This window comes from Actinomyces faecalis (genome assembly GCF_013184985.2).
GTDB classification, from domain to species: Bacteria; Actinomycetota; Actinomycetes; order Actinomycetales; family Actinomycetaceae; genus Actinomyces; species Actinomyces faecalis.
Map to the genome: position 1 here is coordinate 1,852,692 of NZ_CP063418.1, position 25,380 is coordinate 1,878,071.

Genomic DNA, 25,380 nt, shown 5'->3' on the forward strand with positions numbered 1-25,380 from the left:
TGGTCGGGCGGGGCGCGGTGGGGTACGGGTGAGGGCTGGCCCGGGCTCCACAGGCCGCCTCCACGGCAGGCCGCAATCCGTCTGTCCACAGGCCACCAGGACCGGACCTGTCCCGTCCCTCATGCTGAGGTCATGAACACGACGTCGCAGCCACCGGACCTTCCCCGCATGCGTTTTGCCTCCGAGACAACAGACATGCGCCGTCTGCTCACCGGCGAGGAGATCCGTGTGCTCCGGGGCGCCTACCTCCTGCCAGAACCTGGCCTGGTCGGCTGGCAACGGCGCCGGGAGGTCAGCCTGGCCCGCGCGGTAGCCGCTCTGCACTCCCACCCCTCAGCCATCTGCCTGACCCACGAGTCCGCGGCCCTCATCCACGGCTTTCCCGTGCTGCGCAGCGAGCCGGACATCCATCTCGCCATGCGTCGGCATCCTCGTGAGAGTGGACGCCGGCTCACGCCCGTGTCCTATGAGGAGCCCGGCGGGCCCGTCACTGGTCGCAGTGTGTGGATCCGCCGTCGTGTCCTTCCGCTCATGCCCGACGACGTCGAGGTCGTCTCCGGCCTCCCGGTCACCTCTCCCCTGCGCACCGCGATGGACTGTGCCTGTGATCTTCCTGCGCGCCAGTCCCTGCCCATCATTGACGCGGTCTTCATGAGTCTGTGTCAACCGGATCGGTATACCCGCCGCTGCGACGGCCTGGGTGAGGAGGAGCTGCGTCGCCGGTTGATGGAGGGTATTGAGGCCCAGGGTCGGCGTCATGGGATCCGACGCGCACGTGCCGTCGTCACGATCGCTAGCGCCTTCGCCGAGTCTCCTGGGGAGTCTGTGCTGCGGTGGACGGCCTGCGCCGCAGGTCTGCCGAGCCCCGTGGCCCAGGCGCACGCACCTGACGAGTACAGCAACCGGAGCTACTTCCTGGACCTGGGGTGGCCGCAGTGGCGTGTGGGCGCGGAGTTCGACGGCTACCTCAAGTATGACGAGCCGTCAGCGGGCCGGGCTGAAAAGCACCGGGAGATGCGGCTGCGTGAGGAGGGCTGGCGGATTGAACGATTCGACTGGAAGCACCTGGGCGAGCCTGAGCGGTGCATCGAGCGGCTGAGGACCCTGTTCCCCGCCGACGTCATCGCCCACACCCGTCCCGTCCGGGACCTGTGGCTGTAAGCCCCTGTGCAGCCCCGTCGGCGTCTCAACCGTGGTTTTGCGTACGGGACCGGGGTATACATGCTGTTGTATACCCCGGTCCCGTACGCAAAACCACGATTCTGATGGTGGGTTACTGGGTCATCGTCAGCGCTTGGCCGGTGGCTCCCCCAGCTCGACGGCGGTGACCACCACGGGCGCTGCGGCTACGGCAGTCTCCCCGCCCTGCGCCGTCGTCTCCTCACTGGCCGACGGCGCAGCCTCAGCTACCTCGAAGGTGCCAGTGACCTTGGCAGCCTCCAGCAGGTCAGCGCGAACGGACTCCACCGCCGCGACCAGCTCCGGGGCGGCTGCCAGGCTCACCGAGAGGATCGGGGTCTTCTGGCTGACCTTGGCCTCGGACTTCACCTTGCGCAGCGCCGCCAGCGCCACACCAGCGTGCGCCACGAGCTCGGCGTCCGCCTCGCCGGCACCCTGACGCAGTCCCTCGCTCGTCGGCCAGGAGGCACGGTGCACCGAGCCGGTGCGGTACCAGGACCACACCTCCTCGGTCACGAAGGGCAGGAAGGGAGCGAAGAGGCGCACAAAGGTGTCCACGGCGATCGCCAGGGTCGTGCGGGCCGAGGCCACTGCGGCTGCGTCGTGCGTGCCCTCGACGTCGTTGGCACGGTCCTTGACGAGCTCGATGTAGTCGTCGCAGAAGGTCCAGAAGAAGGACTCTGTCGCCTCCAGCGCGCGAGCGTGCTCGTAGCGGTCGAAGGCGGCCGTCGCGGTGTCGACCACACCGGCCAGAGCGGCCAGCACGGCACGGTCGATCGGCTCGGTCACCTGAGAAGCGTCCAGGCTCGGGGCCGGCACAGCAGCCAGCGTCGCCTCGTCAGCGTCCCACGGCACGCCCATGGACAGGGCGAACTTCGAGGCGTTGAGGACCTTGATCGCCAGGCGGCGTCCCACCTTGATCTGGGCCTCCTCAAAGGCCGGGTCCAGTCCCAGGCGGGCCGAGGCCGCCCAGTAGCGCACGGCGTCGGAGCCGTACTTGTCCAGCAGGCTCATGGGGGTCACCACGTTGCCCTTGGACTTGGACATCTTCTTGTGGTCAGAGTCCAGGATCCACCCGGAGATGCCCGCGTGCTTCCACGGCAGGGCACCAAACTCCAGGTCCGCGCGCACAACCGAGGAGAACAGCCAGGTGCGGATGATGTCCTGGCCCTGGGGGCGCAGGTCCATGGGGTAGACGCGGGCGAAGAGGTCCTCGTCCTCCAGCCAGCCCGACACCAGCTGCGGGGACAGGGAGGAGGTGGCCCAGGTGTCCATGATGTCGAGCTCGCCGACGAAGCCACCGGGCACCCCGCGCTGGTCCTCGGTGTAGCCGGGGGCCGGGTCAGAGGAGGGGTCCACAGGCAGGGCGGACTCGTCCGGGGTGATGATCGCGTCGTAGTCGACCTCACCGTCGGCGCCGACCTTGTACCACAGCGGGAAGGGCACGCCGAAGAAGCGCTGGCGGGAGATGAGCCAGTCATTGTTCAGGCCCTTGACCCAGTTCTCGTAGCGCACCCGCATGAAGTCGGGGTGGAAGTCGAGCTCTCCGCCGCGCTCCAGCAGCTCGGCGCTGAGGTCCTTGCCCGAGGCCGGGTTCGTCCAGGCCTTGCCGCCGTTGCGGATGTACCACTGGCGAGAGGTGACGATCTCCAGGGGCTTGTCGCCCTTCTCGAAGAAGTTCGTCTGGCGCACGGTCTTGGTGGGCTCACCGCGCATCTCACCGGTCGAGGTCAGCTCCTCCACCAGGACCTTGCGCGCGGTGAACGTGGTCTTGCCAGCCATGGCCTCATAGATCTCGCGCCCGTGGGCCTGTGTGATCCACTCCGGGGTCTCGGCCTCCAGGCGGCCGTCCTTGCGCAGGATCGCGCGTAGCGGCAGGTCCAGGTCACGCCACCAGTCGATGTCCGTGGTGTCACCAAAGGTGCAGCACATGGCGATACCAGCACCCTTGTCCATCTCCGCCTCGGGGTGGGGCAGGACGGGGACCTCGACCCCGAAGACCGGGGAGGCCACGGTGGTGCCGAACAGGGGCTTGAAGCGCTCGTCGTCGGGGTGGGCGATCAGCGCCACGCAAGCAGGCAGAAGCTCAGGGCGCGTGGTCTCGATGCAGATGTCGGCGGTGCCAGAGGGCCCCTCCTCGATCGGGGCACCGGCGTCCTTGGCGGCCTGGGCGGCAGCAGGGTCGACGACGTGGAAGGCCAGACGGTGGTAGAAGCCGGGGTACTCACGGCTCTCCAGCTCAGCCTGGGCGACGGCGGTCTGGAAGGTCACGTCCCACAGGCCAGGAGCGGCCGCCTGGTAGGCCTCGCCACGAGCGAGGTTGCGCAGGAAGGCGGCCTGAGCCACCTTGCGGGCGCGCACTCCGATGGTCTGGTAGTTCTGTCTCCAGTCCACGCTCAGGCCCAGGTGGCGCCACAGTGCCTCGAACTGGGCCTCGTCCTCGACGGTGAGGCGCTCGCACAGCTCCACGAAGTTACGGCGCGAGACCGGCACCTGGTCGGCCGCCTTGATCGACTTACCCTCACCGCCGGTGTGCGGGGGGACGAAGTCCGGGTCATAAGGCAGGGAGGGGTCGCAGCGCACGCCGAAGTAGTTCTGGACGCGGCGCTCGGTGGGCAGGCCGTTGTCGTCCCACCCCATGGGGTAGAAGACGGACTTGCCACGCATACGCTGGTAGCGGGCGACGGTGTCGGTGTGGGTGTAGGAGAAGACGTGGCCCACGTGCAGGGAGCCGGAGACCGTGGGGGGCGGGGTGTCGATGGAGTAGACCTCGTCACGCTCGGCGGATCGGTCGAAGGAGTAGGTGCCGTCCTCCTCCCAGCGCTTGCCCCAGGCAGCCTCCAGGCCTTCGGTACTGACCTTGGCAGGGACTCGGGGGCTGTGGAGCTCGGAGGGGAGGATCCGCGGAGAGGACTCAGTTCCAGACATGCCCCTGATTCTGTCATGGTCGCGCGGACCACCCCCAGACGGGCCACTCTCCCACCCTGTGAGGTGGGCTACGACGTCGGCCCTCGGGACACGCCGCCACGGATACGGCACGATGGGGCCGTGCTGAGCGTCACCCACCTCGCGGACCCCGACAACGCCACCTTTGTCGCCAGGCTGGTACCTGGTATCGACCCTGCCACCATCATCGGTGCACGAGTCCCTGCGCTACGCGCCTACGCCAAGGAGTCCTGGCGGGAGCGTCCCGAGGAGGTGCTCTCCTTCCTCACCCGCCTTCCCCACCGGCTCTTCGACGAGAACATGCTCCACGGCCTGCTGCTCAGCCAGGCCAAGGACCCCGGGCAGTTTCTCGACGGCGCCGAGGCCTTCCTCCCCTGTGTCGACAACTGGGCCGTGTGCGACTCGATGAGCGCCAAGCCCCTGCGCCGCGACCTGCCGACCCTGGAAGCCGCCGCCCGCCGGTGGATCGCGGCCGAGCACCTGTACACCCGTCGCTTCGGCATCGGCGTCCTCATGGAGTTCTTCCTGGGTGACGCCTTCCGCCCCGACCTCCTGGAGCTGGTGGTCTCGGTCCGGTCGCAGGAGTACTACCTGGAGATGATGGTCGCCTGGTACCTGGCCACCGCCGTCACCAGGCAGCCGGGCACCGCGCTGCCGTGGCTGGCACAGGAGGAGCTGGCTGACCGGCTCTCCGTGTCGGTTCGTCGCAAGGCGATCGCCAAGTGCCTGGACGCCACGAGGATCCCGCCCGAGACCAAGGACCTCCTGCGACAGGTACGTGCCGGGCTCCCCCGGCGCTGACCCAGCGGCTGCCCGGCCGGCTCCTCGCTCAGTCGCGCACGAGCTCCAGGGGCCTGACGTCGTCACGGCGGGTGCGCCGGTAGAGGAGGAAGCGGCCGCCGATGACCTGGACGACCTGCGCCCCCAGCTCGGCCGCGAGCGCAGGCGCCGCCTCCTTGGCCTCGACAGGACTGGACTCCAGCACCGAGCACTTGACGAGCTCACGCTGGTCGATCGTGGCCTCGGCCTGGGTGACCAGGGCCGGTGTCAGGCCGTTCTTGCCGATGATGACCTGCGGGTCGAGGTGGTGTCCCATCGACCGCAGCTGCTTGACCTGCTTCTTGGTCAGAGCCATGTCTGCTCTCCTTGGCTGGGGCGCCCGCTGGCGCGCGACGGGCTGGCAGCACGCGCAGCCCCTGGCTGGGCCTCAGCCTACCCAGGTGTCCCTGGGACGACGTCGCAGCCCCGGCCTCGCTCAGCGCGTCAGGACCGTCGCGGTGCCGGTCAGGCGCGGCTCCCCCAGCGGCAGGGAGGTGTCCGAGGGCCAGAAGGTCTGAGAGGCAGGGTGGGAGACCGAGATGTGCTGACCGTCGTACTGGCTCCACACCGAGGCCTGGTCCGCATAGCCCAGTAGCACCATGGAGGCGGTGCGCGAGGAGGTCCCCTGCCCGTCGCCGTTCGTCGCCACGACCTCCTGCGGCTGGTCGAGCACGAGCAGCGCGTAGGGGCCGGGAGAGTACTGGCCGGCCCCGGGATTCGGGTCCTGCTGGCCCTGCAGGGCCAGCACGCCGTCGTAGTCGGTCATGCGCACGGTGCCGGTGTAGACCGGGGAGCCGTCGGGGCTGGTCGCCGCCGGCTGGTCCTTGGTCAGCTTTCCGCCCTGTCCGAGCGGGGTGCCCTGGCCGGTCTCTGCCTGCCCACCGGTCTGCGAGGCCGATGCGGAGGCCCCCGTGGAGGCACCAGGCTCCCACTCCCCGTTCTCCAGCGCATCAAGCACCGAGGTATCTGAGGCGTCGGTCCAGGTGATCTCCTCACCCTGCTCACCGTCAGGGAGACAGCTCGTCTGCACGACCTGCCCCTCACACAGCTGCTCCTCCGTGAAGCCGTTGGCGTCCGCGGTGATCCTGGTGACCTCTCCCTCACCCGTGCCTGAGAGCCACCAGGTGTAGATCAGCCCCTCGCCCGTCGAGGAACGAGTCACCTGCCCCCGAAAACCGCCGGCGCTCGCCACGCCGACCATGTGGTCAGAGTCCAGGACCTCGACGTCCTCCCCCTGCGGCTGCACGCTGATGACGCGGAGGACTCCGAGGCTCTCCTGGTCCTGTCCCAGTCCCGTCGCCTGGAGCACGAGGCGAGGCGTGCTGGAGTCCCCGAGCGCGTCAAGGGCGTAGGAGACCTCCTGCGGGACCATACCGTCCTCAAGGCCAAGGTACTGGACCGGGTTCGCCAGGACCTGGCGGTAGACCTTGGCGGCCTTGACGAGTACCGGGTTGACAATCGGCTCGGCAGTGGCTGTCGGCGTGGCCTTGGTCAGGGCCACGGGCTCCTTGTCCGAGCACGCGCCCAGCGTCCCGGCCAGTGCCACGACGGCGACGGCGACGACGGTCAGAGGGGCTCTCCGCATAGCTGGTCCTTCAGCGGGGGGGACGGGGAGGAGCGCCAGGCCGAGCAGCCGCGGCAGCTGGGGCGCTGAGTTTATCACGCGCTCACTCTCCTCACGCCCGGCTCACAGGCCCCGCCCCTTTTGGGGGATCCCTACAGGTCAAGGCTCCCGATCTGTCAGTCGTCACGGCGCCCGCTGCCGCCAGATCCTGACATAATGCCGCGGTGAGCCCACGTACCCAGCAGATCGAGTCTCAAGCCACACCGTCGCTCTCCGGCTGCCCGTCACTGGTCGACGGCGTCGCGATCTCCCCGCTGACCAAGGAGCCAGAGCCGAGCTGGACGGTGCCCTGGCTGCTGGCCGACCGCATCGAGCGTCTGCCTGAGGCCACGCTCATTGAGCGCAAGTCCCGCCTGGGCAACACCTGGGTGCCGGTCAGTGCCCGCAGCTTCGGTGATGAGGTGGTCCGGGTCGCGGCTGGTCTGATTGCTCGGGGCCTGGAGCCCGGCCAGACCGTGGGCCTGATGGCCCACACCTCCTATGAGTGGACCCTGCTGGACATGGCGATCGCCCGGGCCGGCTTGGTCTCCGTGCCGATCTATGAGACAGACTCCGCCGAGCAGATCGAGTGGATCCTCACCGACGCCGAGCTGCGCCTGGTCATCACCGAGTCCGTGGCCCTGGCCGAGATCGTGCGCCAGGCCGTATCCGCCCGTCGCGAGGCAGATCCGCAAGCACCGGTAGCCGAGATCCTCAGCCTGGACCATGACGCCCTGACGGCACTGACCGTCGCCGGCGCCCAGGTTCCCCGTCAGGAGGTCGAAGCACGCACGGCGGCGCTGCACGGCGAGAACCTGTACTCCATCATCTACACCTCCGGTACCACGGGCCGACCCAAAGGCGTGGAGCTGACGCACAGGAGCGCGGCCGGGCTGGCGTGGAACGGCGTGCGCTGGATGCCCGACCTGCTGTGGACCGCCTCCGCCCGTCTCCTGCTCTTCCTGCCGCTGGCCCACGCCTATGCGCGATTCCTCCAGCTGCTGGCCATCGGCGGCCAGGGGGTGCTCGGCCATACCCCCGATGCCAAGACCCTCCTGCCGGACCTGCAGGGCTTTGCCCCCACCTACGTGCTGGCAGTGCCGCGCGTCATGGAGAAGATCTACAACGCCGCTGACGCTAAGGCTGGATCGGGGGCAAAGCTCAAGACCTTCCGCTGGGCCGCTAAGGTGGCCATCTCCTACTCCCGTGCCCTGGACACCGAGGCCGGTCCCTCTCCTGTCCTCAAAGCAGCCCACGCGCTGGCCGATCGCCTGGTCTACCACCAGCTGCGAGCGCTGCTGGGGCCCAACGCCCGTTACGCGATCTCTGGCGGCGGCCCGCTCGGCGATCGCCTGGGGCACTTTTACCGCGGGATCGGCCTGGTCATCCTTGAGGGCTACGGCCTGACCGAGACCATCGGTCCGGCCACGGTCAACCTCGACTCGCGCAACAAGATCGGCACCGTCGGCCCACCCGTGCCGGGGATGCACATCCGCGTGGCCGATGACGGCGAGCTGCAGGTGCGCGGGCTGTCGGTCTTCCCCCGCTACCACCACAACCCCACCGCCGACGCCGAGGCCTTCACCCCCGACGGATGGTTCCGCACCGGGGACATCGGCTCGATCGACTCCGACGGCTGGGTCCGGATCACCGGGCGCCGTAAGGAGCTCATCGTCACCGCCGGAGGCAAGAACGTCGCCCCCTCGATCCTGGAGGACCGTCTGCGCGGGCACCCACTGGTCAGCCAGGTCCTCGTGCTCGGCGACGGCGAACCCTTCATCTCGGCCCTCATCACCCTCGATGCCGAGATGCTGCCGCAGTGGCTGAGGAACCACGGCCTGCCGGAGATGGACGTCGTTAACGCCGCCACGAACCCCGAGGTCCTGGCGGCCCTGGACCGTGCCGTGGCCCGCACCAACCGTGCGGTCTCACGCGCCGAGTCGATCCGTACCTACCGGGTCCTCACCACGGACTTCACGGAGGCCAACGGGCTACTCACCCCCTCGCTCAAGGTCAAGCGCGCAGCCGTCATGACAGCGCACGCCGACGTCGTCGCGGACATCTACTCCACAACCAAGAAGGGCCCTCAGGACTAGGAGCACCTCCTCAGCACTCCTCCCCCTCCGGGGCGACGGCGGTGCTCGCCACCGCGCGAGTCCCGCCGTCGTCCTGTGGTTTCCACAAGACGACGGCTCCAACACTGACACTGTCAGCAGGTCGGCGCAGGCTGACGACGGTCCACACTGGCCGCATGAGCCTTGATGCCTCCTCCGTCACCCCCGGCCAGACCACGAGGGCCCGCGAGTACTCCACCGCCCTGACGACCCCGGTCCACGCTGGCATGACCACGCCCTGGGCCCTGGCCGAGCGCGTGCGCCGCAACCCAGACGGCGCCCTCATCGCGCGCAAGTCCTCAGTCGGCGGGCGCTGGCGGGACATGCCGGCACGCTCCTTCCGCGCCCACGTGCGCGAGGTAGCGGCCGGCCTGGTCGCCCAGGGGATGCAGGCCGGGGACGCCGTCGCCATCATGGCTCACACGTCCTACGAGTGGACCTTGCTGGACTTCGCTATCTGGGAGGCCGGCTGCGTCGTCGTCCCCGTCTACGAGACCTCCTCCGCCGAGCAGACCTCCTGGATCCTCACTGACGCCTCAGTACGTCTCATCGTCGTCGAGGACGAGGCGATGGAGGCCGTGGTGGTCTCGCTCAAGGCCCAGGACCCCGCGCTGGCCGACCTCCAGGTCCTCTGCCTGGCCAAGGAGGCGGTCACCGAGCTCATCGCCGCCGGTAAGGACGTGGACCACTGCACCCTGGACGAGCGCACCGCGGCGCTCACCAGCCAGTCCCTGGCCACGATCGTCTACACCTCGGGCACCACCGGACGCCCCAAGGGCGCCGAGCTCACCCACGGCAACCTGGTCCACCTCTCGCTGAGCACCTGCCACTACGTCCCTGAGGTCCTCGGCGGCACCGAGGTACGCACGCTGCTCTTCCTACCGCTGGCCCATGTCCTGGCCCGCTTCGTCGAGGTCACGATCGTATGCTCCGAGCACGGCGTGGTGGGCCACTCCCCAGACGTGAAGAACCTCGTGACCGACCTAGGTCTGTTCCGCCCCACCTTCGTCCTGGCGGTGCCACGCGTCTTTGAGAAGATCTACAACGCCGCCGACGCCCGGGCCACGGGAGCCAGGCAGAAGGTCTTCCGCATGGCCGCCAAGACCGCCATCGCCTACTCCCGGGCCCTGGACACCCCAGCCGGGCCGTCCCGTGCCCTGCGCGCCCAGCGAGCGACCTTCGACAAGCTCGTCTTCTCCACCCTGCGGTCCTTGCTGGGCGGGCGCGTCACCCACGTCATCTCCGGTGGCGGTCCTCTGGGCGAGCGCCTCGGTCACTTCTACCGCGGAGCCGGGGTGACGGTGCTGGAGGGCTACGGCCTGACCGAGACCGCGGCACCGTGCTCGGTCAACCTGCCCGGCGCCACCCGCATCGGTTCGGTCGGCCTGCCGCTTCCTGGCACCGCCATCAGGCTGGCCGACGACGGAGAGATCCTGGTCCGCGGCATCGGGGTCTTCCGTGGTTACCACAACAACCCGCAGGCCACGGCCGAGTGCTTCATGGCCGACGGCGCCGACGAGGCCTCCGCGCCCAACGAGCAGGAGCACCGCTGGCTCCGCACCGGGGACGTCGGCTCCTTCGACGAGGGCGGGTTCCTGCGCATCACAGGCCGCAAGAAGGAGATCATCGTGACCGCTGGCGGCAAGAACGTCGCTCCCGCGGTCCTGGAGGACCGTCTGCGCGGCCACCCGCTGGTCAGCCAGGTGCTCGTCGTCGGGGACAACCGGCCTTGTATCGGCGCGCTGGTCACACTGGACGCCGAGATGCTGCCGCTGTGGCTGTCCAGCCACGGGATCGAGGACATGGACCCTGTCGACGCCGCCAAGGACCCCCGCGTGCGGGCGGCGCTAGAGCGTGCCGTCACCCGTGCCAACGAGACGGTCTCACGGGCAGAGTCGATCCGGACCTTCACGGTGCTCCCTACCGACTTCACGATCGCCAACGGCCTGCTCACCCCCTCGCTCAAGGTGCGACGGGCTGAGACCATCGCCCGTTACGCCAGTGAGATCGACGCGCTGTACGCCAAGGTACCGGCCCGCCCTCAGGCCTAGGGCTGGGGGGCATCGCCCCTGGCCCGTCTCAGGCGCCGGCCTGCTCGGTACGGATCGCCTCGTGGTGGCGGATCACTTCCTCGACGATGAAGGCGAAGAACTTCTCCGCGAAGACCGGGTCAAGTCCTGAGTCCTCAGCCAGGGCCCGCAGCCGGGCCACCTGCCGGTCCTCGCGCGCCGGGTCCGAGGCGGGCAGGTTGAGACGGGCCTTGAGCAGCCCGACCTGCTGGGTGCAACGAAAACGCTCAGCCAGCAGGTGCACCAGCGCCGCGTCCAGGTTGTCGATCGTGGCCCGGTAGCCCGCCAGCTCCGGCGGAACACCCGGCTGCGAGGCCTCGACGGCCTCGGTCCGCGGTCCTGGTGCCCCGCTCATGCCGTCCGGCTCCGACCGCTGCGGCTGGTGGCGCTCAGCGTGCCTGAGCCCGCCTCGTAGCGCGGCCTGGCCGTGCCGCGCACGGCGTCGGCGTCGACGACGACGCGCCCGACCTCCGGCATCGAGGGCACCTCGAACATGGCGTCCCCCAGCACCTCCTCGACGATCGAGGTCAGACCGCGAGCACCGGTCTTGCGAGCCAGGGCCAGCTCGGCCACCGCCTCAACGGCCTCGTCGGTCATGACCAGCTCGACGCCGTCGAGGCTGAAGAGGTACTTGTACTGGGAGACCAGGGCGTTCCTCGGCTCGGTCATGACCCGCACCAGCTCGCTGACGCCGAGGTCCTGGACGGTGGCGATCACCGGCAGACGGCCGATGAACTCAGGGATGAGCCCGAACTTGTGCAGGTCCTCCGGCCGCACCCTGGTGGTGAAGACGTCCTCGGTCACCTCGCTCAGCGTGCCCCCGAAGCCGAGCGTCGTGGCCCCGGACTCCTTGCGCTGGCGCTGGCGCACGATGTCCTCGATGCCGGCGAAGGCGCCGGCCGCGATGAACAGGATGTTGGTGGTGTCGATCTCCAGGAACTCCTGGTGGGGGTGCTTGCGGCCACCGCCCGGCGGCACAGAGGCGGTGGTGCCCTCGATGATCTTGAGCAGGGCCTGCTGCACGCCCTCGCCGGAGACGTCACGGGTGATCGAGGGGTTCTCCGCCTTGCGACCGATCTTGTCGATCTCGTCGATGTAGATGATGCCCTTCTCCGCGCGCTTGACGTCACCGTCCGCGGCCTGGATGAGCTTGAGCAGGATGTTCTCCACGTCCTCACCCACGTAGCCGGCCTCGGTCAGGGCCGTGGCGTCGACGATGGCGAAGGGGACGTCGAGCAGCCGCGCCAGGGTACGGGCCAGGTGGGTCTTGCCGGTGCCGGTGGGCCCCAGCAGCAGGATGTTGGACTTGCCCAGCTCCAGGCCGTCGCCCTCAGCCACCGCACGCTCACGCACCTGGACGCGCTTGTAGTGGTTGTAGACAGCCACGCTCATGGCGCGCTTAGCGCTGTCCTGACCGATGACGTACTCGTTGAGGAAGTCGTAGATCTCCTGGGGCTTGGGCAGCTCCAGCGGGACGCCCGCGCCGGACTCGGCCAGCTCCTCGTCGACGATCTCGTTGCACAGCTCGATGCACTCGTCGCAGATGTAGACCCCAGGGCCCGCGATAAGCTTCCTGACCTGCTTCTGGCTCTTGCCACAGAAGGAGCACTTGAGAAGGTCGACGCTCTCAGCGCTTCGTGCCACCTGGTTCCCTCCTGGTTCCTCCGCCCCGCCAGCAGCGGGGCCTTCCTCAGCCTACGGTGCCCGGTCAGGGCTTTCACCAGGACGCGCCGGGGCCCGAGGGCGCAAGGCTGCTGCGCCGTCGGGCCCCGGTGACCACGGTCCTAGTGCCTGCTCACGCCGAGTGCGGCGAGCGAGGGGTCTTGCGCGAGGTGAGGACCTGGTCCACCATGCCGTACTCCAGGGCCGCCTGAGCGGTGAGGATCTTGTCACGCTCCAGGTCGGCGTGGACCTTCTCCACGCTCTGGCCGGTGTGCGCGGCCAGGGTCTCCTCAAGCCATGTACGCATGCGGTCCAGCTCGTTGGCGACGATCTCGATGTCCGAGGCCTGGCCCTGCATACCCTCCATCGCTGGCTGGTGGATGAGGATGCGGGCGTTGGGCAGCGCCAGGCGCTTGCCCTCGCTCCCGGCAGCCAGCAGCACCGCGGCCGCGGAGGCAGCCTGCCCCAGGCAGACGGTCTGGATCTGCGGCTTGACGTACTGCATCGTGTCGTAGATGGCCGTCAGCGCCGTGAAGGAGCCACCGGGGCTGTTGATGTACATCGTGATCAGGCCGTCAGGGTCCTGGGACTCCAGGACGAGGAGCTGGGCCATGACGTCGTCGGCGGAGGCGTCGTCTACCTGCACGCCGAGGAAGACGATCCGGTCCTCGAACAGCTTGGAGTAGGCGTCCTGACGCTTGAAGCCGTAGGCCGTGCGCTCCTCGAACTGCGGCATCACGTAGCGCGAGGTCGGCATGGCGGCCGGGTTGACCCCGGCGGCCTGGACCTGGCGCTCCACGGCGTCAAAGTAGGGGCGAGAGCTCGTCATGTCAGTTCTCTCCGTTCTGCTGGATCTCGCGCGAGGAGGAGATGATGTGGTCCACGAAGCCGTACTCCAGGGCCTCCTTGGCGGAGAACCAGTGGTCACGGTCCGAGTCAGCGATGATCTCCTCCACGGTGTGGCCAGTGTTGGCCGCCGTGATCTGCGCCAGCTCGTGCTTCATCTTGATGATGAGGTCGGCGTTGATGCGGATGTCCGTGGCCGAGCCTCCCGCGCCGCCCGAGGGCTGGTGCATGAGGACGCGCGCGTGGGGGGTGATGTAGCGCTTGCCCTTGGCACCCGCCGAGAGCAGGTGCTGCCCCATCGAGGCGGCCATGCCGGTGGCCACGGTGACGACGTCAGGCTCGATAAGCTGCATCGTGTCGTAGATGGCCATACCGGCGGTGACAGAACCGCCGGGACTGTTGATGTACAGGTAGATGTCCCGCTCCGGGTCCTCGGCGGCCAGCAGCAGCATCTGGGCGCAGATGGCGTTGGCGTTGTCATCGCGCACCTCAGAGCCGAGCCAGATGATGCGCTCCTTGAGGAGCCGGTTGTAGATGGAGTCGGTCAGGCCGAGTCCGCCGCCGTGGGAGTCGGCAGCCATGGGCGCGATGTGATCGCTCACGTCAGTCCTCTCGTGGTCGTTGATGCCAACGCTAACGCGCGACGACGGCGGCCCATGCCTCAGCCCCACCCCATTTCGCTTTGGGCCTCACCCGAGGCTGTCACGGCGATCTCGTCCAAGACCGGAGTGCCTGAGCCTGTCCCAGGACGCGCACACCGGCTCACGCCATTCCATCCTGCCGTGGTGGTGCGGGGTGTGGGACTAGTACTGGGCATCTGGGCCCTGGCCTCCTGCGGCAGCCCCGCGTACACCTTCCCCAGCCCGGCGGCAACCTGGCCAAGAGCCGTTGGTGGACCGTGCGCCGAGTGATCTGGCCCGCCGTCGGGCCCCCAGTGCTGGCAGCTGTGACAGTAGCGGTAGGCCAGTCGGTCCGCCTCCCGTCATGAGCGAGCTGCTGAGCACAACGACGGGGCCGGGTGCTGAGGTCCAGCAGGCCAGAACCAACCTGGAGACCGCCGACGTCTTCGCTCTGTCTGTCCTCATGGATGTCATGACGATGGCGCTAGAGCTGTGTCTCCTGGCGCCCGCACGCCGTCGTCTCTTACGCCCCTCGGTCTGAGGACCGGGGCGTGCAGCCCATTCCCGTCGGGGCGAGGGACACTGGAGCCCGTGAGCCCGGCGGCGCACCCTGCCGCCACGTGCCTTTGCCCACCGCCTCCTGGCGAGGGGCACAGATAGTTGTAGTGAAAGGAAAGCACCATGCCCTCCACCCCGGTCTCACAGTCACTGTTCGCGCTGGGCCTGAGCCAGGCCCTGCCCGTCAGTGAGGAGGCCACGACCTCGCGCGTGGTGGTCAATAACGACTTCCTACGCACCGTCATCTTCACTTTTGATGCTGGGCAGCTACTGACTGAGCACGCCTCACCCAAGGCAGTAGTGGTGACGCTGTTGTCAGGTGAGATGGACTTCTCCCTGGCAGACCGCACCGAGCGGCTGGTGGCGGGCGACGTCGTCTACCTAGCACCTGGGGAGCGCCATGCGCTGACCGCCGTGACAGCCTGCCGCCTCCAGCTCGTCATGGTCGAGGTCGATGGCAACCGCGCGGCCTGAGGCGGGCAGAGGAACGACGGCGGTGCGTCTCCACTGTAGGTGACGCACCGCCGTCGTCAGTGTCGCAGACCGGATGAGGCTCAGGCCTCCTCGGTCTCCTCCGCCTTGGCCTCCTCAGGCTTGTCCTCACCCTCGGCAGCGGCCTCAGACACCTGGTCCACCAGGTTCTGGGCGTCAAGCTCGTCAGAGCCAATGAACTCAGTCAGGTCCACGTCCTTGCCGTCTGAGTCCTTGACCGTGACCTGTCGCAGCCCCATGGCCAGGGACTTGTTGCGAGCGATCTCGGAGACGAAGGCCGGGATCTGGCCAGCCTGCTGGGCACCCTGCATGAACTGGCCGGGCTCCATACCGTACTGCTGGGCAGTCTGGATGAGGAACTCAATGAGCTCGTCCTGGGTCACGCCCACCTCAAGGCTCTCAGCCAGGACGTCCAGGATGATCTGGTCACGCACGCCGGTAGTGATGTCCTCACGGATCTCCTCAGCGTGCGGGTCGTCAGCGGCCTTGCCCTCAGCCTGCAAGTGCTGGGCGATCTCGTTGTCCACCAGACCCTCAGGCAGGTCGAACTCGATCTTCTCACGCAGCTGCTCCAGCAGGGCGTCACGGGCAGCCACAGCCTGGTCTCCAGCCTTGCGCTCGCTGGCCTGCTGACGCAGGTCCTCACGCAGCTCCTCAATGGTGTCGAACTCGGAGGCCATCTGGGCGAAGTCGTCATCAGCCTCGGGCAGCTCGCGCTGCTTGACGGCCTCAGCGGTGACGGTGACCTCGGCCTCCTCGCCCTCGTGGGGGCCGCCGGCCAGCGTGGTGGTGAAGGTGGCGGACTCGCCGGTCTTCAGGCCACGCAGGGCGGTGTCCAGACCCTTGAGCATGTTGCCCTTGCCGATCTCGTAGGACACGCCGGAGGCGGAGTCGACCTCCTCGTCGTCAATGACGGCCTTGAGGTCGATGGTGACGAAGTCACCGGTCTTCGCCTTGCGCTTGACAGACTTCAGCGAACCGAAACGGGCACGCAGGTTGTCCAGCTCGGTGTCCACGTCCTCGTCAGTGACCTCGACGGAGTCGACGGTGACCTCCAGCTCGCCCAGGTCCGGGAGCTCGATCTCGGGACGGACAGTGACCTCAGCGGTGAAGACCAGCTGGCCGCCCTGCTCACCAGTGACGTTGGGGAGCTCGGTGATCTCAATCTCAGGCTGGAGCATGGGGACGCGACCAGCCTCGGTCATCGCCTCACGGTAGAAGTCGCTCAGCTTGTTGTTGACGGCCTCCTGGATGACCGAGCCACGGCCCACGCGCTGGTCGATGACGCGGTTGGGGACGTGGCCGCGACGGAAGCCGGGGACCTGGATCTGAGAACCGATCTGCTTGTAGGCGTCGTCGAGGCTGGGCTTGAGCTCCTCGTAGGGGACCTCCACGGTCAGCTTGATGCGCGCGGGGTCAAGGTTCTCGACAGTGCTCTTCACGGGTGCTCCGGGTAGGTGCTAGCGGTACGCCAGGACGGACGTTCCTCCCGGCGGACGCCGGTGGCGTCAATCTGTGTCATCTTAAGGTACAGATGGGCTCTGACCCCAAATGAGGCTTGGCACATGACTACGCCACAGGGACGCTGCGGCCGGAAACCACCTGAGCAAGCACCGCCCGGGGAGCGTTCGCGACCTGCCTGACCGCAGCCGTGGTGCGCTCGTGGACCGAACGGGCCTCGCCGTCGTCGGCCCCGGTGAAGCGGATCGTCACGCGCGGCTCGCCGCGCACGACGTCAACCTGGAAGGACTCCAGGGTCGTGCTGGCCTCAACGGCCCGCCGTGCGGCCCGCTCGACGTCAAGCGGGCCGCGGCCGACGGCGAGGGCACCGATAGTCAGGATCGTGCGGTAAGAGGGCATGGGCACACGGTACGGTGGGAAGTCTCCTGTCCCAAGACGGGGCACGCGCCTGTGCAGCACACCCGGACCTAAGAACGGCTCTCAGGATGAGGGGCTCGACCACCAGATTGGGCGGCCGCCTCACCTCAGGTACACTACCGTTGCTCCTCCGCCCCAGGGCGGTTGAGTCACGGGGTATAGCGCAGCTTGGTAGCGCGCCTGCTTTGGGAGCAGGAGATCGTGGGTTCAAATCCCGCTACCCCGACCTCTGGAAACGTTGGAATTCCAACGTTTCCTCTGACGCACGAATTTTCGTCAGTGCTCCTCAGTACGCTCCGAATGGCATACGAAATGGCATACACGGAGCAGACGTGGCATACGGAGACGGAACCCGCCCCTACCGCAGGGGCGACGGACGCTGAGCGGCCAGCGTCGAGGACGGCTGGTACCCCAACGGCAAGCGCCGGCGACGCTAGGTCACGGCCACGACCGAGGCGGAGTGCAAGCGCCGCCTGCGCAACCTCAAGCGCGACGTCAGCGCGGGCCGCGCACTGTCGGTCGACCCCCGCACGACGGTGCGGACCTGGATCGAGAAGACCTGGAAGCCCGACTACAAGGCCCGCGCGCCCACGCACCTACACCTCGGACGTCAGCCTGATCGACCGGTAGGTCATCCCCACCATCGGCAACCGTCGCCTGTCCAACCTCACCGTCCAGGACCTGCGCGCCCTCGAGAGGGCCGCCGTCGTCGAGGGCTACGCCGTCCAGCGCCCGTCATGGCCGCGCCCCTGCCGAGGAAGGGCGGCTCGGACCGGGACGCGATCGCGCCGGTCGACTGCGGCCGCCTCCTGGACGCCGCAGCGGTGCGGGACCAGTGGACGGACCCTGTCGTGCCGGAGGGGGTGAGCGGGCGTGCCGCCCGCGAGATCAGGCGCCAGCACCACCGTGGCGCGGAGGTCCACCGCTCGCGCTGGCTCGCCGCCATCCTGCAGGGCATGCGTCAGGGCGAGGGCCTGGGGCTGACCTGGGACCGGGTCGACCTGGACCGTGGCCTGGTGCGGGTCGACAGGCAGATGGTCGAGCTCGGCAGGAACGACGACCCTCGCGCCTCGGGGCTCGGCTACGAGCGGGTGTCTGGCGGCTACTGGTGGGGGCCGCCCAAGTCTGAGGCGGGAGAGCGCGACATCCCGCTCGTCCCCGTCATGGTTGACGCCCTGTCGGAGTGGAGGCAGGTGCGCCCTACCCTCCCCCCCCCCACGGGCTGGTGTGGCCTCGCCCGTCGGGGGCGCCGTACTCCAAGAGCGACGACCGGGCCGCCTTCCGTGGGCTGCAGGACGCCGCCGGGGTCCACAAGGGCGGCAGGGGCACGCTGGACAGCCCCTGGGTCTACTACGTGGTGCACGAGGCGCGTCACTCCACCGCGACGCTGCTGATGGCGCTGGACGTGCCTGCCCCGGTGATCGTCTCGATCATGGGGCACTCGTCGATCGCGTCGACCCGCCGCTACCAGCACGCTGACGTCGACCAGGCCAGGAGGGCGTTGGAGGGTGTGGCGGGGCTGCTGCGGATCGAGGGCTAGCGCACCCGTCTCAGCCCGGTAGGCGGCTCGCGACGCTAGTGACAGCCACCGACAGGAATACCTGGGCGAGAACCCGCCTTGACACTTGTCGCACCCTGGAAGTGCCCGGTAAGGCGCGTGCGTGGGAGGAGGACGTCATGGCCTACAGCCCTACGATGGTCGCCAACAACGCCCTGATGCGAGCCTTCCAGGAGCGGCAGTACATCACGCCGATGAAGCTGCAGAAGATCCTCTACTTCGTAGCCAGCGAGTACGCCAAGCGAACCGGACGCCCCCTGCTCGCTGAGCGCTTCCAGACCTGGAGGTTCGGCCCCGTCTCCTACACCGTGTACGACGAGTTCCGCCCCTTCGCCAGGAAGGGCGTCAAGAAGTTCGCGCGTGACGCCTCCGGGAAGGCCCTCATCATCGACGGGGAGTCCGACAGCAACCTTCGTGACTGCCTGGACGAGGTGTGGGAGGCTGCCAAGCAGAAGACGGCCGTACAGCTGTCTGAGATCACCCACGCCCGAGGGTCTGCATGGTTCAAGGCGTACCAGGCGGACAGGGACGTCCTCGACCACCAGGACATGATCGACGACACGACCTATCTGGCCCCGCTAGGGCTCCGATGACCCCTGCGGCAGGAGAGAAGCCGGTCCCCAGGATCACTGGCGACGACGACCTCTGATCGGCTGGTGCGTGCTCGTCATCTTCATCATGGCGCTTTGTCAGCACTTCTGGCCGCGTGACGGTTCGCTGCTCGGTAGCGCGATGGACACCTTGAAGGTGATCGTGACTACCGCCCTCGGTTTCGTCTTCGGGCGCTCAACCGGCAGGAACTGACTACAGGAGAGGCCCCGCACCGTGATGGTGCGGGGGCTGCTGTCTCACCTGCCTGGGTCTAAGCGACCAGCTGGGAGACGCGCTGCGGCGAGATGCCCATGAGGGCGGCGACGTCCCGGCCTGTGAGACCTTGCGCCCGCAGGGCCGTGACAGCGGCACGCGAGGCGTCCCTAGCCGCGTCCTGTGCGCGGGCCAGGTCGGCTGCGGCGCGCTGGTAGTCATCGATGAGAGCGGCCCACCGTGGGTCTGCGGCGGTGATCGTGACGGTGTAGTCGGACGGGTCGCGGTCGGTCATGAGGGCGGCGGCGTCGGCTACCTGGGCGGCGACGTCCCCGAGACGGCGCGCCTGGGTGCCGTACTCGTGGCCGTCGACGGTGAAGTCGGCGACCCACCACCTGCCGTCCTGGGTGACGGTGGCGTTGATGGTGTCCATCGTTAGCTCTCCTCCTGGGCTTCCTGGCAGCGCCTGATGATCTTGCGGGCGAGCTTCTCGGCGATCTCGCGGTGGCGCGGGAGCGGCTCTCGCCATGTGCCGACGGTGGCGACGGCGTGGTTCCCGCCCTCCTTGAGGGTGAGAGCCAGGCCGTGCTCCTTGGCGATCCTCCGGGGGCCTTCTCCAGGTCCCTGCGCTTCAGAACAAGTAATCCACCCCCCTAGACGCAACTTGTCAAGGGGGGGGTAGACCATTTGGGTCGGCTCACTGCTCGTCCTCCGCGCGCTCGGCCTACTCCTCCAGGCGCTCGCGCAGGTAGCCGCGCTCTGCGTGGTTCAGGGACGCCAGGCGCACCCGTCTCAGCTCGGCCCGCCAGGCGGACACCACCCACCTGGGCAGCCCCATCTCGGCGGCGATAGCACCGCTCCCCCGCCCGCCGGTGAGGGCCTCGGCACGGGCGTAGTCCTCCTCCGTGATGAGCGTGCGGGCCACGCACCTGTCTATGGCCTACTCCACCGCCTGGGCCTGGTGTCCGTCGTCACCTCGCCGGGCGTGCTCCATCTCGTGCAGGAGGGTGGGCAGGGCGACGGCGTCCGCCATGTCCTCACGCAGGTAGATCGTCCTGGTCGGCAGGAAGAACGCGCCGCGCTGCGGGTGGGCCATCGGCACCCAGGTGACGAACAGGCCCGCCGCCTCGGCGGCGTCCAGGGCGCTGGTGAGGGTCGGTCTGGTCACGGCACGCGACGCTAGCGGCCACCACCGTTACGAATCCGGGCACGTCAACCGGCCCTTCACCTATCCTGGGTGCAGGTCGGCTAAGCCCGGAGGAGACGAAGGTGAGCACATGGGATCTGCCGTCTCCATCACGGATCAACAAGGCGGGGAGACGCGTGCGCCGTTGGCTTGAGGGCCAGGAGCTAGACCAGTCGACCATTCAGGCGGACCTGGACGTGATTGACGTGTTTCGCGCCAGCCACCAGAAGCCCATGAATGCCGCGAGCACGGGGCTGAGGTCTATCGTGCGAACGGTGGACTGTCGCAGCCCCGAGGTGTCCCAGCGCCTCAAGAGGTGGGGGTCCCTGACCAGCAAGCTACTCACTCAGCCAACGCTCGCCCTGTCCAGGATGCAGGATCTCGCGGGGTGCCGGGCCGTGCTTGACGACATGGACGAGATCTACCGGGTGCGGAAGCGCTTGGAGAAGAACCGTCCAGTCCTTGACGTCTCCGACTACATCACGCACCCCAAGCCGTCTGGCTACCGAGGGGTGCACGTCGTCGTCGAGTACGGAAGTGCTGACGGGAACTACCCGGCGAGGCCGGTCGAGATCCAGCTGCGCACGAGAGTGATGCACCAGTGGGCCATCTCCATCGAGGACATGAACGCTCGATTGACGGAGCAATTCCGGACACACGAGTTCGACCTCAAGCGTGGAATCGGCCCGGCTGAGGTGCTTGACGTGTTCAGTGTGACATCAGAGGTCATGGCGGCCGCGGAGAACCACCAGGCCCCTCCTGCGGATATGATTGGCCGACTGGAGGCCGCCCAGAAGGCCTTCACTGAGTACTTGAGGGGGATGTCATGACAAGCGGCAGCAATCTCGTGCACTTCATCCTCGTCTACGACCACCGTCGAGGCGATCTGCGCGAGGAGATCCCGTTCGGAAGCAACAGCAAGGCTGCTGTCGAGGCCTATACGTCGCTTGAGAGGCAGTACAAGGACGACAAGGGTATCGAGATCGTCCTTGTCGGTGCGGACTCGTTCGACACGATCCGTCAGACGCACGCGAACTACTTCGCGGACTCCCGCGAGGACCTCATTACCGAGCCGCTGCTGAAGGGGCTTCTTGACGCCGTCGGCTCCTGACGCCCGGCCGCTTCGTTAGCGGAACAGAGAGGCGCCCCGCCACCCGATAATGGGTGGCGGGGCGCCTCTCTTGTGCCAAGGGTTAGACGTTGGCGTTGTCGTCGTCCACGCTGTCGCCAACCTCGTGGGCTGCGAGGTCTTAGGTGGCGAGGATACGGGCGGTATGGCCGGGCTGGCCGCCCTGCTCGGCGCCCTGGCCACCCTGCGACGCAGGGACGCAAGGTACGCCGTCCTGGCCGAGGACGTCACCGCCGTGCGCGCACAGGTCGAACACAACCACGGCTCCTCCATCAAGGATGCGATCACACGGATAGAGTCACCCCAGTCGGTGATGCTGCGTGACCTGACCGACTCCTGCCAGGACCTGGCCGCGCTGCACCGCGACCTGGGAGCCACGCGCCAGGACCTGTCGGACGCCCGCCGCGACCACGACGAGCGCCTGCATGTGGTGGCGTCCGCCGCTGCTGACACTGTCTGAACTCGAAAAGCGCCCCCACCAGCCACACAACCGGTGGAGGCGCTTTTATCATGCCAAGCCTCTCCCCCACTTTGAAAGGACGAACTTCGGAAAAATGGCATACGAGATGGCATACACTCGCCATGAGCGCACGAGAGGCACTGGCCTAGCCATTGGGAAAACTCGGGATCATCGCGCCTGCTTTGGGCGCAGGAGATCGTGGGTTCAAATCCCGCTACCCCGACCGAGGAGGCGTCGGGACTCCAACGACTTCTGTCGCTGCACACGTGGAGCTGCTATGACGCGGACGCCTCCCCACCCCCTGGGCCTGGACCACGACCGGCTGTGGGACGGCTCAGCCCATGATCTGCTCGCGGCCTTTCGTGCCGCCCTGCGCCATCCACGTGCTCGCGAGGTGAGCGACGCGTTTCTGGACACGCTCACCCGTGACGCTCACGTCGTCGCCTCCGCCGCAAGCAAGGACCTCTAGGTCACGGGCGGTCGCGACCTGACGTCCCAGGTCACCGAGACGGGTCTGCTCGACGAGGCCTGGATCCAGTACGCACCGGCCGCGCTCGGTCCCGGACGGCCGCTGTTCACCAGGCCGCTGAAGCTGGAGCTCCTCAAGGTTGCCCGCAACCAGAACTCTGTCCGCACGCGCTACCGGGTGCGCCGGGCTGCGGCCTCAGATCGGGGCTAGACGAGGTGAGGCTGCCGTCCTCCTGCGGGGGGGGGCAGCCTCAGTCAGCAACGTTCAGGCTGCTCAGCGCCGGTCACGCAGACGACGCGCAGCAAGCGCGATACCGCCCGAGGCCAGGAGCGCGGCCCCGGCCAGGACAGCAGGCGCAGCCTGCGCACCGGTCCTGGCCAGGCCCTTGACCTTCTCCGGCACCGGCGTCAGCGTGGCAGGGGCCGACGGCGTGCCGCATGTCGCAGGGCGTAAACTTATGACCCTTTCCAACCGTCCCCCTCACCATCACCTCATGACCCCGAGATCCACCCCACAGCCATGGACCGTGGACTACGACTGGTTGTGGGACCCCTCGGTCCATGACCCGGTAGCCACTCTTCGCGCCACGTTGCACCACCCCCACGCCCAGGAGCTGAGCCAGGCCTTCTGCCAGGCCCTGCCACAGGACGTCCACGGCGTCGCCGGCGCCGGCGGGTGGGCCGTGTATCCCCAGCCGCACCACAGCAGCGACGTCGCTGTCCTCGACCTCACCGCTGGGGGCGAGGACCTGGCCGACGCCCTGCAGGACGCAGCGGACCGGCTCTACCAGGCGGTGCGGGCGGCGGACGGCCTGGAGATAGTCTGGGAGCAGCTCCCACTCACCGACGGCACCGCATCTAGATCAGGCTCCCCCACACGCCGGGCTCGCTAGGCGCAAGGACAGATCCCAGGCCGGCGGTCTCAAATGCCTCCCGTGTGTGCGCAGGACCTTGCGTGAAGTGCGCCCACTGCGTCTGGTGCGCCACGATGACGCGCTGGGCCGACAGCACTCGCGCCGCCGTCGCCGCCTGGCCAGCCGTCATGGACAAGGGACGGCCGGCGAACTTGGCGGGGACGCTCGCACGGCCCGCATGGAGCACCGCATAGTCCATCGGGCCAAAGCGCTCGACCACCGCTCTCACTGCCTCCAGCGAGGTGGTGTCGCCGCTGAGGAACATCTGTGTCGCGTGAGCCTGGAGCACAAAGCCGATGACCTCACAGTTGACGAAGCCCCGTGAATCTCGTTCGCCGTCCGCCGGACCGTGAACAGCCTCGACGGCGTGGATCGTGAGCTCACCGAGGGTGAGGCTCTCCCCCGCGGACAAGCCCCGCGCCACGCCGCCCATCCGCCGCGCTGCGGGATGCGTCGAGATGACCGCCCCGGCCTCTAGCGCCACCTGACGTCCTCGGTGGTCAAGGTTGTCCTTGTGGTCATCATGGCTTATCAGCGCGATATCGAGGTGCCCCAGTGCCTCGGGGCTCACCGCAGGTCCTTCGGTCTTGCGCAGCATCCCGTAGTCGGTCGGAGGGTCAAAGGTGGGGTCAGAGATGAAGCGAAGCCCGCCGAAGTCAAAGACGACCGTCGGCCCACCGACGACGACGTAACGGCCGTTCGACACGGCTGACCCAGAAGTATTCATGACTGCGTATCCTTCCGTCTCGCTCATAGGACAGTGGCAAGTCTGGCGACGGCGTCGCCCGCACTCTCGTGGCGGGCGCCACGCCATCCGGTGCCCGCCCACAGCGAGATCCGCTGCATGTCGCCCGCCCTGGCTGCTGCCCTGCGCAGGGGCAGCGTCAGACGGTTGACCGCCGGATAGGCGCTGGGAGCGTGAGGATGCCGCTGTGCAAATCCGTTGCACAAGGAGCGTGCCGGCCGCCCGCTGAACGCGCGTGTCACGATCGTGCGCGTGAAGGCCGGGTCCGCCAGGGCACGGCGATACGTCTCAGGGGTCCCCGCCTCGTCGGTGCGCAGCAGCAGCGTGCCGACAGCGACCATCTGCGCTCCGGCAGCCAGAATCGCCCGGACGTCCTCGCCGCCGCTCACTCCACCGGTACCGATGACGGGCAACGTGGTCGCCCCGCGTACCTCCTGAACCACTTCCGCCGTGGCCTGGCCACCGATCGTCCGAGAAGGGTCGAAGGTGGCGCTGTGACCACCAGCCCGCGGCCCCTGGACCACCAGCCCATCCACGCCAGCCTCGGCAGCGGCTACGGCTTCCTGCGCCGTCGTCACGGTCACCAGCACTGTGGTACCGACCGCGCGCAGGCGGCGGACGACGTCGTCCTCCGGAAGTCCGAAGGTGAAAGAGACCACCGGCACCGGGTCACTCACTAACAGGTCGAGCTTGGCCTGCCAGCTATCGTCATCATGGCCAGGCTGGACCCTCAGGTCCAGGTCGTAAGCCTGCGCCTCCGGGGCCAGCTCACGCGCGTAGGCCTGGAGCGCGGCGCCGTCGACCGGTGTGCGCGAGGGTACGAAGAGGTTGACGCCAAAGTCAGCGCCCAGCTGGCGGGCCTGACTGATCTGCTCAGCCAGCACCTCAACAGGCCGATAGCCACCCGCCAAGAAGGGGAAGGCACCTGCCCTGGCAACCGCACCGGCTAGCGCCACGGTGGAAGGGCCTCCTGCCATCGGCGCGGCAGCAAGGGGAAGCGAGGAGGCCAGCAGCGGGGTGGACGCCATGATGTCTCCTAGAAACGATAGACAGGATCCGCCCGTCAGGATAGAAAAGTGTCGCGTCCGAAGGGAAGTGCCTGTCAGTCCGCTACCCCCTGGCGGGAATACCCAGCGGCACAGTAGGCCGCTCAGCTGGCCAAGCGGTCCGCCCGTACACTCCGTCGCAGCAATGTCGCCAGAGCCCTGCCCCGATACCACCCCTCCCGGCCACCAGATCACGCCTGCCAATGGTGAAGACGCGTCTGTGGTGTGGGATCGAGCGCGTCAGACTCGATCCCACACCACAGACGCGATCACACGTCCCGCAG

The 25,380-nt window shown here is 68.1% G+C and carries 30 protein-coding genes and 1 tRNA gene; 15 read left to right on the forward strand and 16 right to left on the reverse strand.

From position 1 onward, the window contains the following. Positions 1–132 precede the first annotated feature (132 nt). Positions 133–1,161 carry a hypothetical protein gene (locus HRL51_RS07965; RefSeq protein ID WP_172191173.1) on the forward strand — a complete coding sequence of 343 codons (1,029 nt, stop codon included), beginning with the start codon at positions 133–135 and terminating at the stop codon, positions 1,159–1,161. Positions 1,162–1,287: 126 nt separating this feature from the next. On the opposite strand, the gene valS is transcribed toward HRL51_RS07965, so the two are convergent. Beyond that, the gene (gene valS / locus HRL51_RS07970; protein WP_172191176.1) at positions 1,288–4,107 is read right to left on the reverse strand and encodes a valine--tRNA ligase; all 2,820 of its coding nucleotides are present in this window, start codon (positions 4,105–4,107) and stop codon (positions 1,288–1,290) included. 120 nt (positions 4,108–4,227) lie between these two features. Between valS and HRL51_RS07975 the strand changes: the two genes are divergently transcribed. Further along, positions 4,228–4,926, forward strand: coding sequence for a DNA alkylation repair protein (locus HRL51_RS07975; RefSeq protein ID WP_172120979.1), 699 nt, complete (start codon positions 4,228–4,230; stop codon positions 4,924–4,926). 28 nt (positions 4,927–4,954) lie between these two features. Here HRL51_RS07975 and HRL51_RS07980 read toward each other — a convergent pair whose 3' ends face one another. Continuing rightward, positions 4,955–5,260 carry a YhbY family RNA-binding protein gene (locus tag HRL51_RS07980; RefSeq protein WP_172191178.1) on the reverse strand — a complete coding sequence of 102 codons (306 nt, stop codon included), beginning with the start codon at positions 5,258–5,260 and terminating at the stop codon, positions 4,955–4,957. Between the two features lie 120 nt (positions 5,261–5,380). Continuing rightward, positions 5,381–6,529, reverse strand: a complete 1,149-nt coding sequence (locus HRL51_RS07985; RefSeq protein WP_172191180.1) for a hypothetical protein — start codon at positions 6,527–6,529, stop codon at positions 5,381–5,383. A gap of 203 nt (positions 6,530–6,732) precedes the next feature. On the opposite strand from HRL51_RS07985, the gene HRL51_RS07990 reads away from it, so the two are divergent. Both HRL51_RS07990 and HRL51_RS07995 read left to right on the forward strand, forming a co-directional pair. Then, positions 6,733–8,643, forward strand: a complete 1,911-nt coding sequence (locus tag HRL51_RS07990) for an AMP-dependent synthetase/ligase (protein WP_172120982.1) — start codon at positions 6,733–6,735, stop codon at positions 8,641–8,643. Between the two features lie 155 nt (positions 8,644–8,798). Continuing rightward, on the forward strand, positions 8,799–10,712 hold the full coding sequence (locus HRL51_RS07995) for an AMP-dependent synthetase/ligase (protein WP_172191182.1): 1,914 nt from the start codon (positions 8,799–8,801) through the stop codon (positions 10,710–10,712). A gap of 28 nt (positions 10,713–10,740) precedes the next feature. Here HRL51_RS07995 and HRL51_RS08000 read toward each other — a convergent pair whose 3' ends face one another. The 4 genes from HRL51_RS08000 to HRL51_RS08015 all read right to left on the reverse strand — a co-directional run bounded on the left by HRL51_RS08000 (position 10,741) and on the right by HRL51_RS08015 (position 13,819). Continuing rightward, positions 10,741–11,085, reverse strand: coding sequence for a chorismate mutase (locus HRL51_RS08000; protein WP_172120984.1), 345 nt, complete (start codon positions 11,083–11,085; stop codon positions 10,741–10,743). Continuing rightward, positions 11,082–12,374 (reverse strand): ATP-dependent Clp protease ATP-binding subunit ClpX, encoded by a 1,293-nt coding sequence (gene clpX / locus HRL51_RS08005; protein ID WP_172191184.1) that lies wholly within the window; start codon positions 12,372–12,374, stop codon positions 11,082–11,084. Before clpX ends, HRL51_RS08000 begins: the two co-directional genes overlap by 4 nt. 151 nt (positions 12,375–12,525) lie before the next feature. Further along, positions 12,526–13,221 (reverse strand): ATP-dependent Clp protease proteolytic subunit, encoded by a 696-nt coding sequence (locus HRL51_RS08010; RefSeq protein ID WP_280528693.1) that lies wholly within the window; start codon positions 13,219–13,221, stop codon positions 12,526–12,528. Between the two features lies 1 nt (position 13,222). Beyond that, positions 13,223–13,819, reverse strand: a complete 597-nt coding sequence (locus tag HRL51_RS08015; protein WP_172121009.1) for an ATP-dependent Clp protease proteolytic subunit — start codon at positions 13,817–13,819, stop codon at positions 13,223–13,225. Positions 13,820–14,222: 403 nt separating this feature from the next. Between HRL51_RS08015 and HRL51_RS11765 the strand changes: the two genes are divergently transcribed. Both HRL51_RS11765 and HRL51_RS08025 read left to right on the forward strand, forming a co-directional pair. After that, positions 14,223–14,399, forward strand: coding sequence for a hypothetical protein (locus HRL51_RS11765; RefSeq protein WP_244960138.1), 177 nt, complete (start codon positions 14,223–14,225; stop codon positions 14,397–14,399). A 140-nt stretch (positions 14,400–14,539) separates the two neighbouring features. After that, entirely contained in the window at positions 14,540–14,890 is a 351-nt protein-coding gene (locus HRL51_RS08025) for a cupin domain-containing protein (protein ID WP_172120986.1), read from the forward strand. An 80-nt stretch (positions 14,891–14,970) separates the two neighbouring features. Here the strand turns inward: HRL51_RS08025 and tig are convergent, their stop codons facing one another. Further along, entirely contained in the window at positions 14,971–16,350 is a 1,380-nt protein-coding gene (gene tig, locus HRL51_RS08030; protein ID WP_172120987.1) for a trigger factor, read from the reverse strand. A 127-nt stretch (positions 16,351–16,477) separates the two neighbouring features. Further along, positions 16,478–16,768: an FMN-dependent dehydrogenase gene (locus tag HRL51_RS08035; RefSeq protein ID WP_172191186.1), complete on the reverse strand. Its 291-nt coding sequence runs from the start codon at positions 16,766–16,768 to the stop codon at positions 16,478–16,480. A gap of 170 nt (positions 16,769–16,938) precedes the next feature. Between HRL51_RS08035 and HRL51_RS08040 the strand changes: the two genes are divergently transcribed. From HRL51_RS08040 to HRL51_RS08055, 4 genes are all read left to right on the forward strand, one after another. Beyond that, positions 16,939–17,012, forward strand: a tRNA-Pro gene (locus tag HRL51_RS08040). A gap of 999 nt (positions 17,013–18,011) precedes the next feature. Further along, positions 18,012–18,326: a tyrosine-type recombinase/integrase gene (locus tag HRL51_RS08045; RefSeq protein ID WP_172191188.1), complete on the forward strand. Its 315-nt coding sequence runs from the start codon at positions 18,012–18,014 to the stop codon at positions 18,324–18,326. Positions 18,327–18,463: 137 nt separating this feature from the next. Next, positions 18,464–18,937 (forward strand): Panacea domain-containing protein, encoded by a 474-nt coding sequence (locus HRL51_RS08050; RefSeq protein WP_218957621.1) that lies wholly within the window; start codon positions 18,464–18,466, stop codon positions 18,935–18,937. A gap of 67 nt (positions 18,938–19,004) precedes the next feature. Then, positions 19,005–19,148 carry a hypothetical protein gene (locus HRL51_RS08055; protein WP_172120990.1) on the forward strand — a complete coding sequence of 48 codons (144 nt, stop codon included), beginning with the start codon at positions 19,005–19,007 and terminating at the stop codon, positions 19,146–19,148. Between the two features lie 58 nt (positions 19,149–19,206). Here HRL51_RS08055 and HRL51_RS08060 read toward each other — a convergent pair whose 3' ends face one another. From HRL51_RS08060 to HRL51_RS08075, 4 genes are read right to left on the reverse strand one after another with little or no spacing between them, the layout of a single operon-like run. Then, the gene (locus tag HRL51_RS08060; RefSeq protein ID WP_172191190.1) at positions 19,207–19,581 is read right to left on the reverse strand and encodes a helix-turn-helix domain-containing protein; all 375 of its coding nucleotides are present in this window, start codon (positions 19,579–19,581) and stop codon (positions 19,207–19,209) included. A gap of 2 nt (positions 19,582–19,583) precedes the next feature. Next, a complete protein-coding gene (locus HRL51_RS08065; protein WP_244960139.1) occupies positions 19,584–19,835 on the reverse strand; it encodes a hypothetical protein in 252 nt (83 codons plus the stop codon). Positions 19,836–19,872: 37 nt separating this feature from the next. After that, positions 19,873–20,073: a hypothetical protein gene (locus tag HRL51_RS08070; protein WP_172191192.1), complete on the reverse strand. Its 201-nt coding sequence runs from the start codon at positions 20,071–20,073 to the stop codon at positions 19,873–19,875. Between the two features lie 15 nt (positions 20,074–20,088). Then, positions 20,089–20,316: a hypothetical protein gene (locus HRL51_RS08075; protein ID WP_172191194.1), complete on the reverse strand. Its 228-nt coding sequence runs from the start codon at positions 20,314–20,316 to the stop codon at positions 20,089–20,091. A gap of 101 nt (positions 20,317–20,417) precedes the next feature. On the opposite strand from HRL51_RS08075, the gene HRL51_RS08080 reads away from it, so the two are divergent. The 4 genes from HRL51_RS08080 to HRL51_RS08095 all read left to right on the forward strand — a co-directional run bounded on the left by HRL51_RS08080 (position 20,418) and on the right by HRL51_RS08095 (position 22,392). Beyond that, positions 20,418–21,164 (forward strand): RelA/SpoT domain-containing protein, encoded by a 747-nt coding sequence (locus HRL51_RS08080; protein ID WP_172191196.1) that lies wholly within the window; start codon positions 20,418–20,420, stop codon positions 21,162–21,164. Further along, a complete protein-coding gene (locus HRL51_RS08085; protein ID WP_172120204.1) occupies positions 21,161–21,445 on the forward strand; it encodes a hypothetical protein in 285 nt (94 codons plus the stop codon). Before HRL51_RS08080 ends, HRL51_RS08085 begins: the two co-directional genes overlap by 4 nt. A gap of 163 nt (positions 21,446–21,608) precedes the next feature. Then, positions 21,609–21,923, forward strand: coding sequence for a hypothetical protein (locus HRL51_RS08090; protein ID WP_172191198.1), 315 nt, complete (start codon positions 21,609–21,611; stop codon positions 21,921–21,923). Between the two features lie 277 nt (positions 21,924–22,200). Beyond that, the gene (locus HRL51_RS08095) at positions 22,201–22,392 is read left to right on the forward strand and encodes a hypothetical protein (RefSeq protein WP_172191200.1); all 192 of its coding nucleotides are present in this window, start codon (positions 22,201–22,203) and stop codon (positions 22,390–22,392) included. Between the two features lie 273 nt (positions 22,393–22,665). On the opposite strand, the gene HRL51_RS08100 is transcribed toward HRL51_RS08095, so the two are convergent. Then, positions 22,666–22,794 carry an LPXTG cell wall anchor domain-containing protein gene (locus HRL51_RS08100; RefSeq protein WP_172120207.1) on the reverse strand — a complete coding sequence of 43 codons (129 nt, stop codon included), beginning with the start codon at positions 22,792–22,794 and terminating at the stop codon, positions 22,666–22,668. A gap of 91 nt (positions 22,795–22,885) precedes the next feature. Between HRL51_RS08100 and HRL51_RS08105 the strand changes: the two genes are divergently transcribed. Next, positions 22,886–23,284, forward strand: coding sequence for a hypothetical protein (locus tag HRL51_RS08105; protein WP_172191202.1), 399 nt, complete (start codon positions 22,886–22,888; stop codon positions 23,282–23,284). On the opposite strand, the gene HRL51_RS08110 is transcribed toward HRL51_RS08105, so the two are convergent. Together HRL51_RS08110 and HRL51_RS08115 are read right to left on the reverse strand one after the other, a co-directional pair. Then, on the reverse strand, positions 23,250–24,032 hold the full coding sequence (locus HRL51_RS08110; protein WP_172191204.1) for an MBL fold metallo-hydrolase: 783 nt from the start codon (positions 24,030–24,032) through the stop codon (positions 23,250–23,252). The two genes, HRL51_RS08105 and HRL51_RS08110, sit on opposite strands and share 35 nt — an antisense overlap. 23 nt (positions 24,033–24,055) lie before the next feature. After that, positions 24,056–25,078 (reverse strand): nitronate monooxygenase, encoded by a 1,023-nt coding sequence (locus HRL51_RS08115; protein ID WP_218957622.1) that lies wholly within the window; start codon positions 25,076–25,078, stop codon positions 24,056–24,058. Positions 25,079–25,380: the final 302 nt, after the last annotated feature.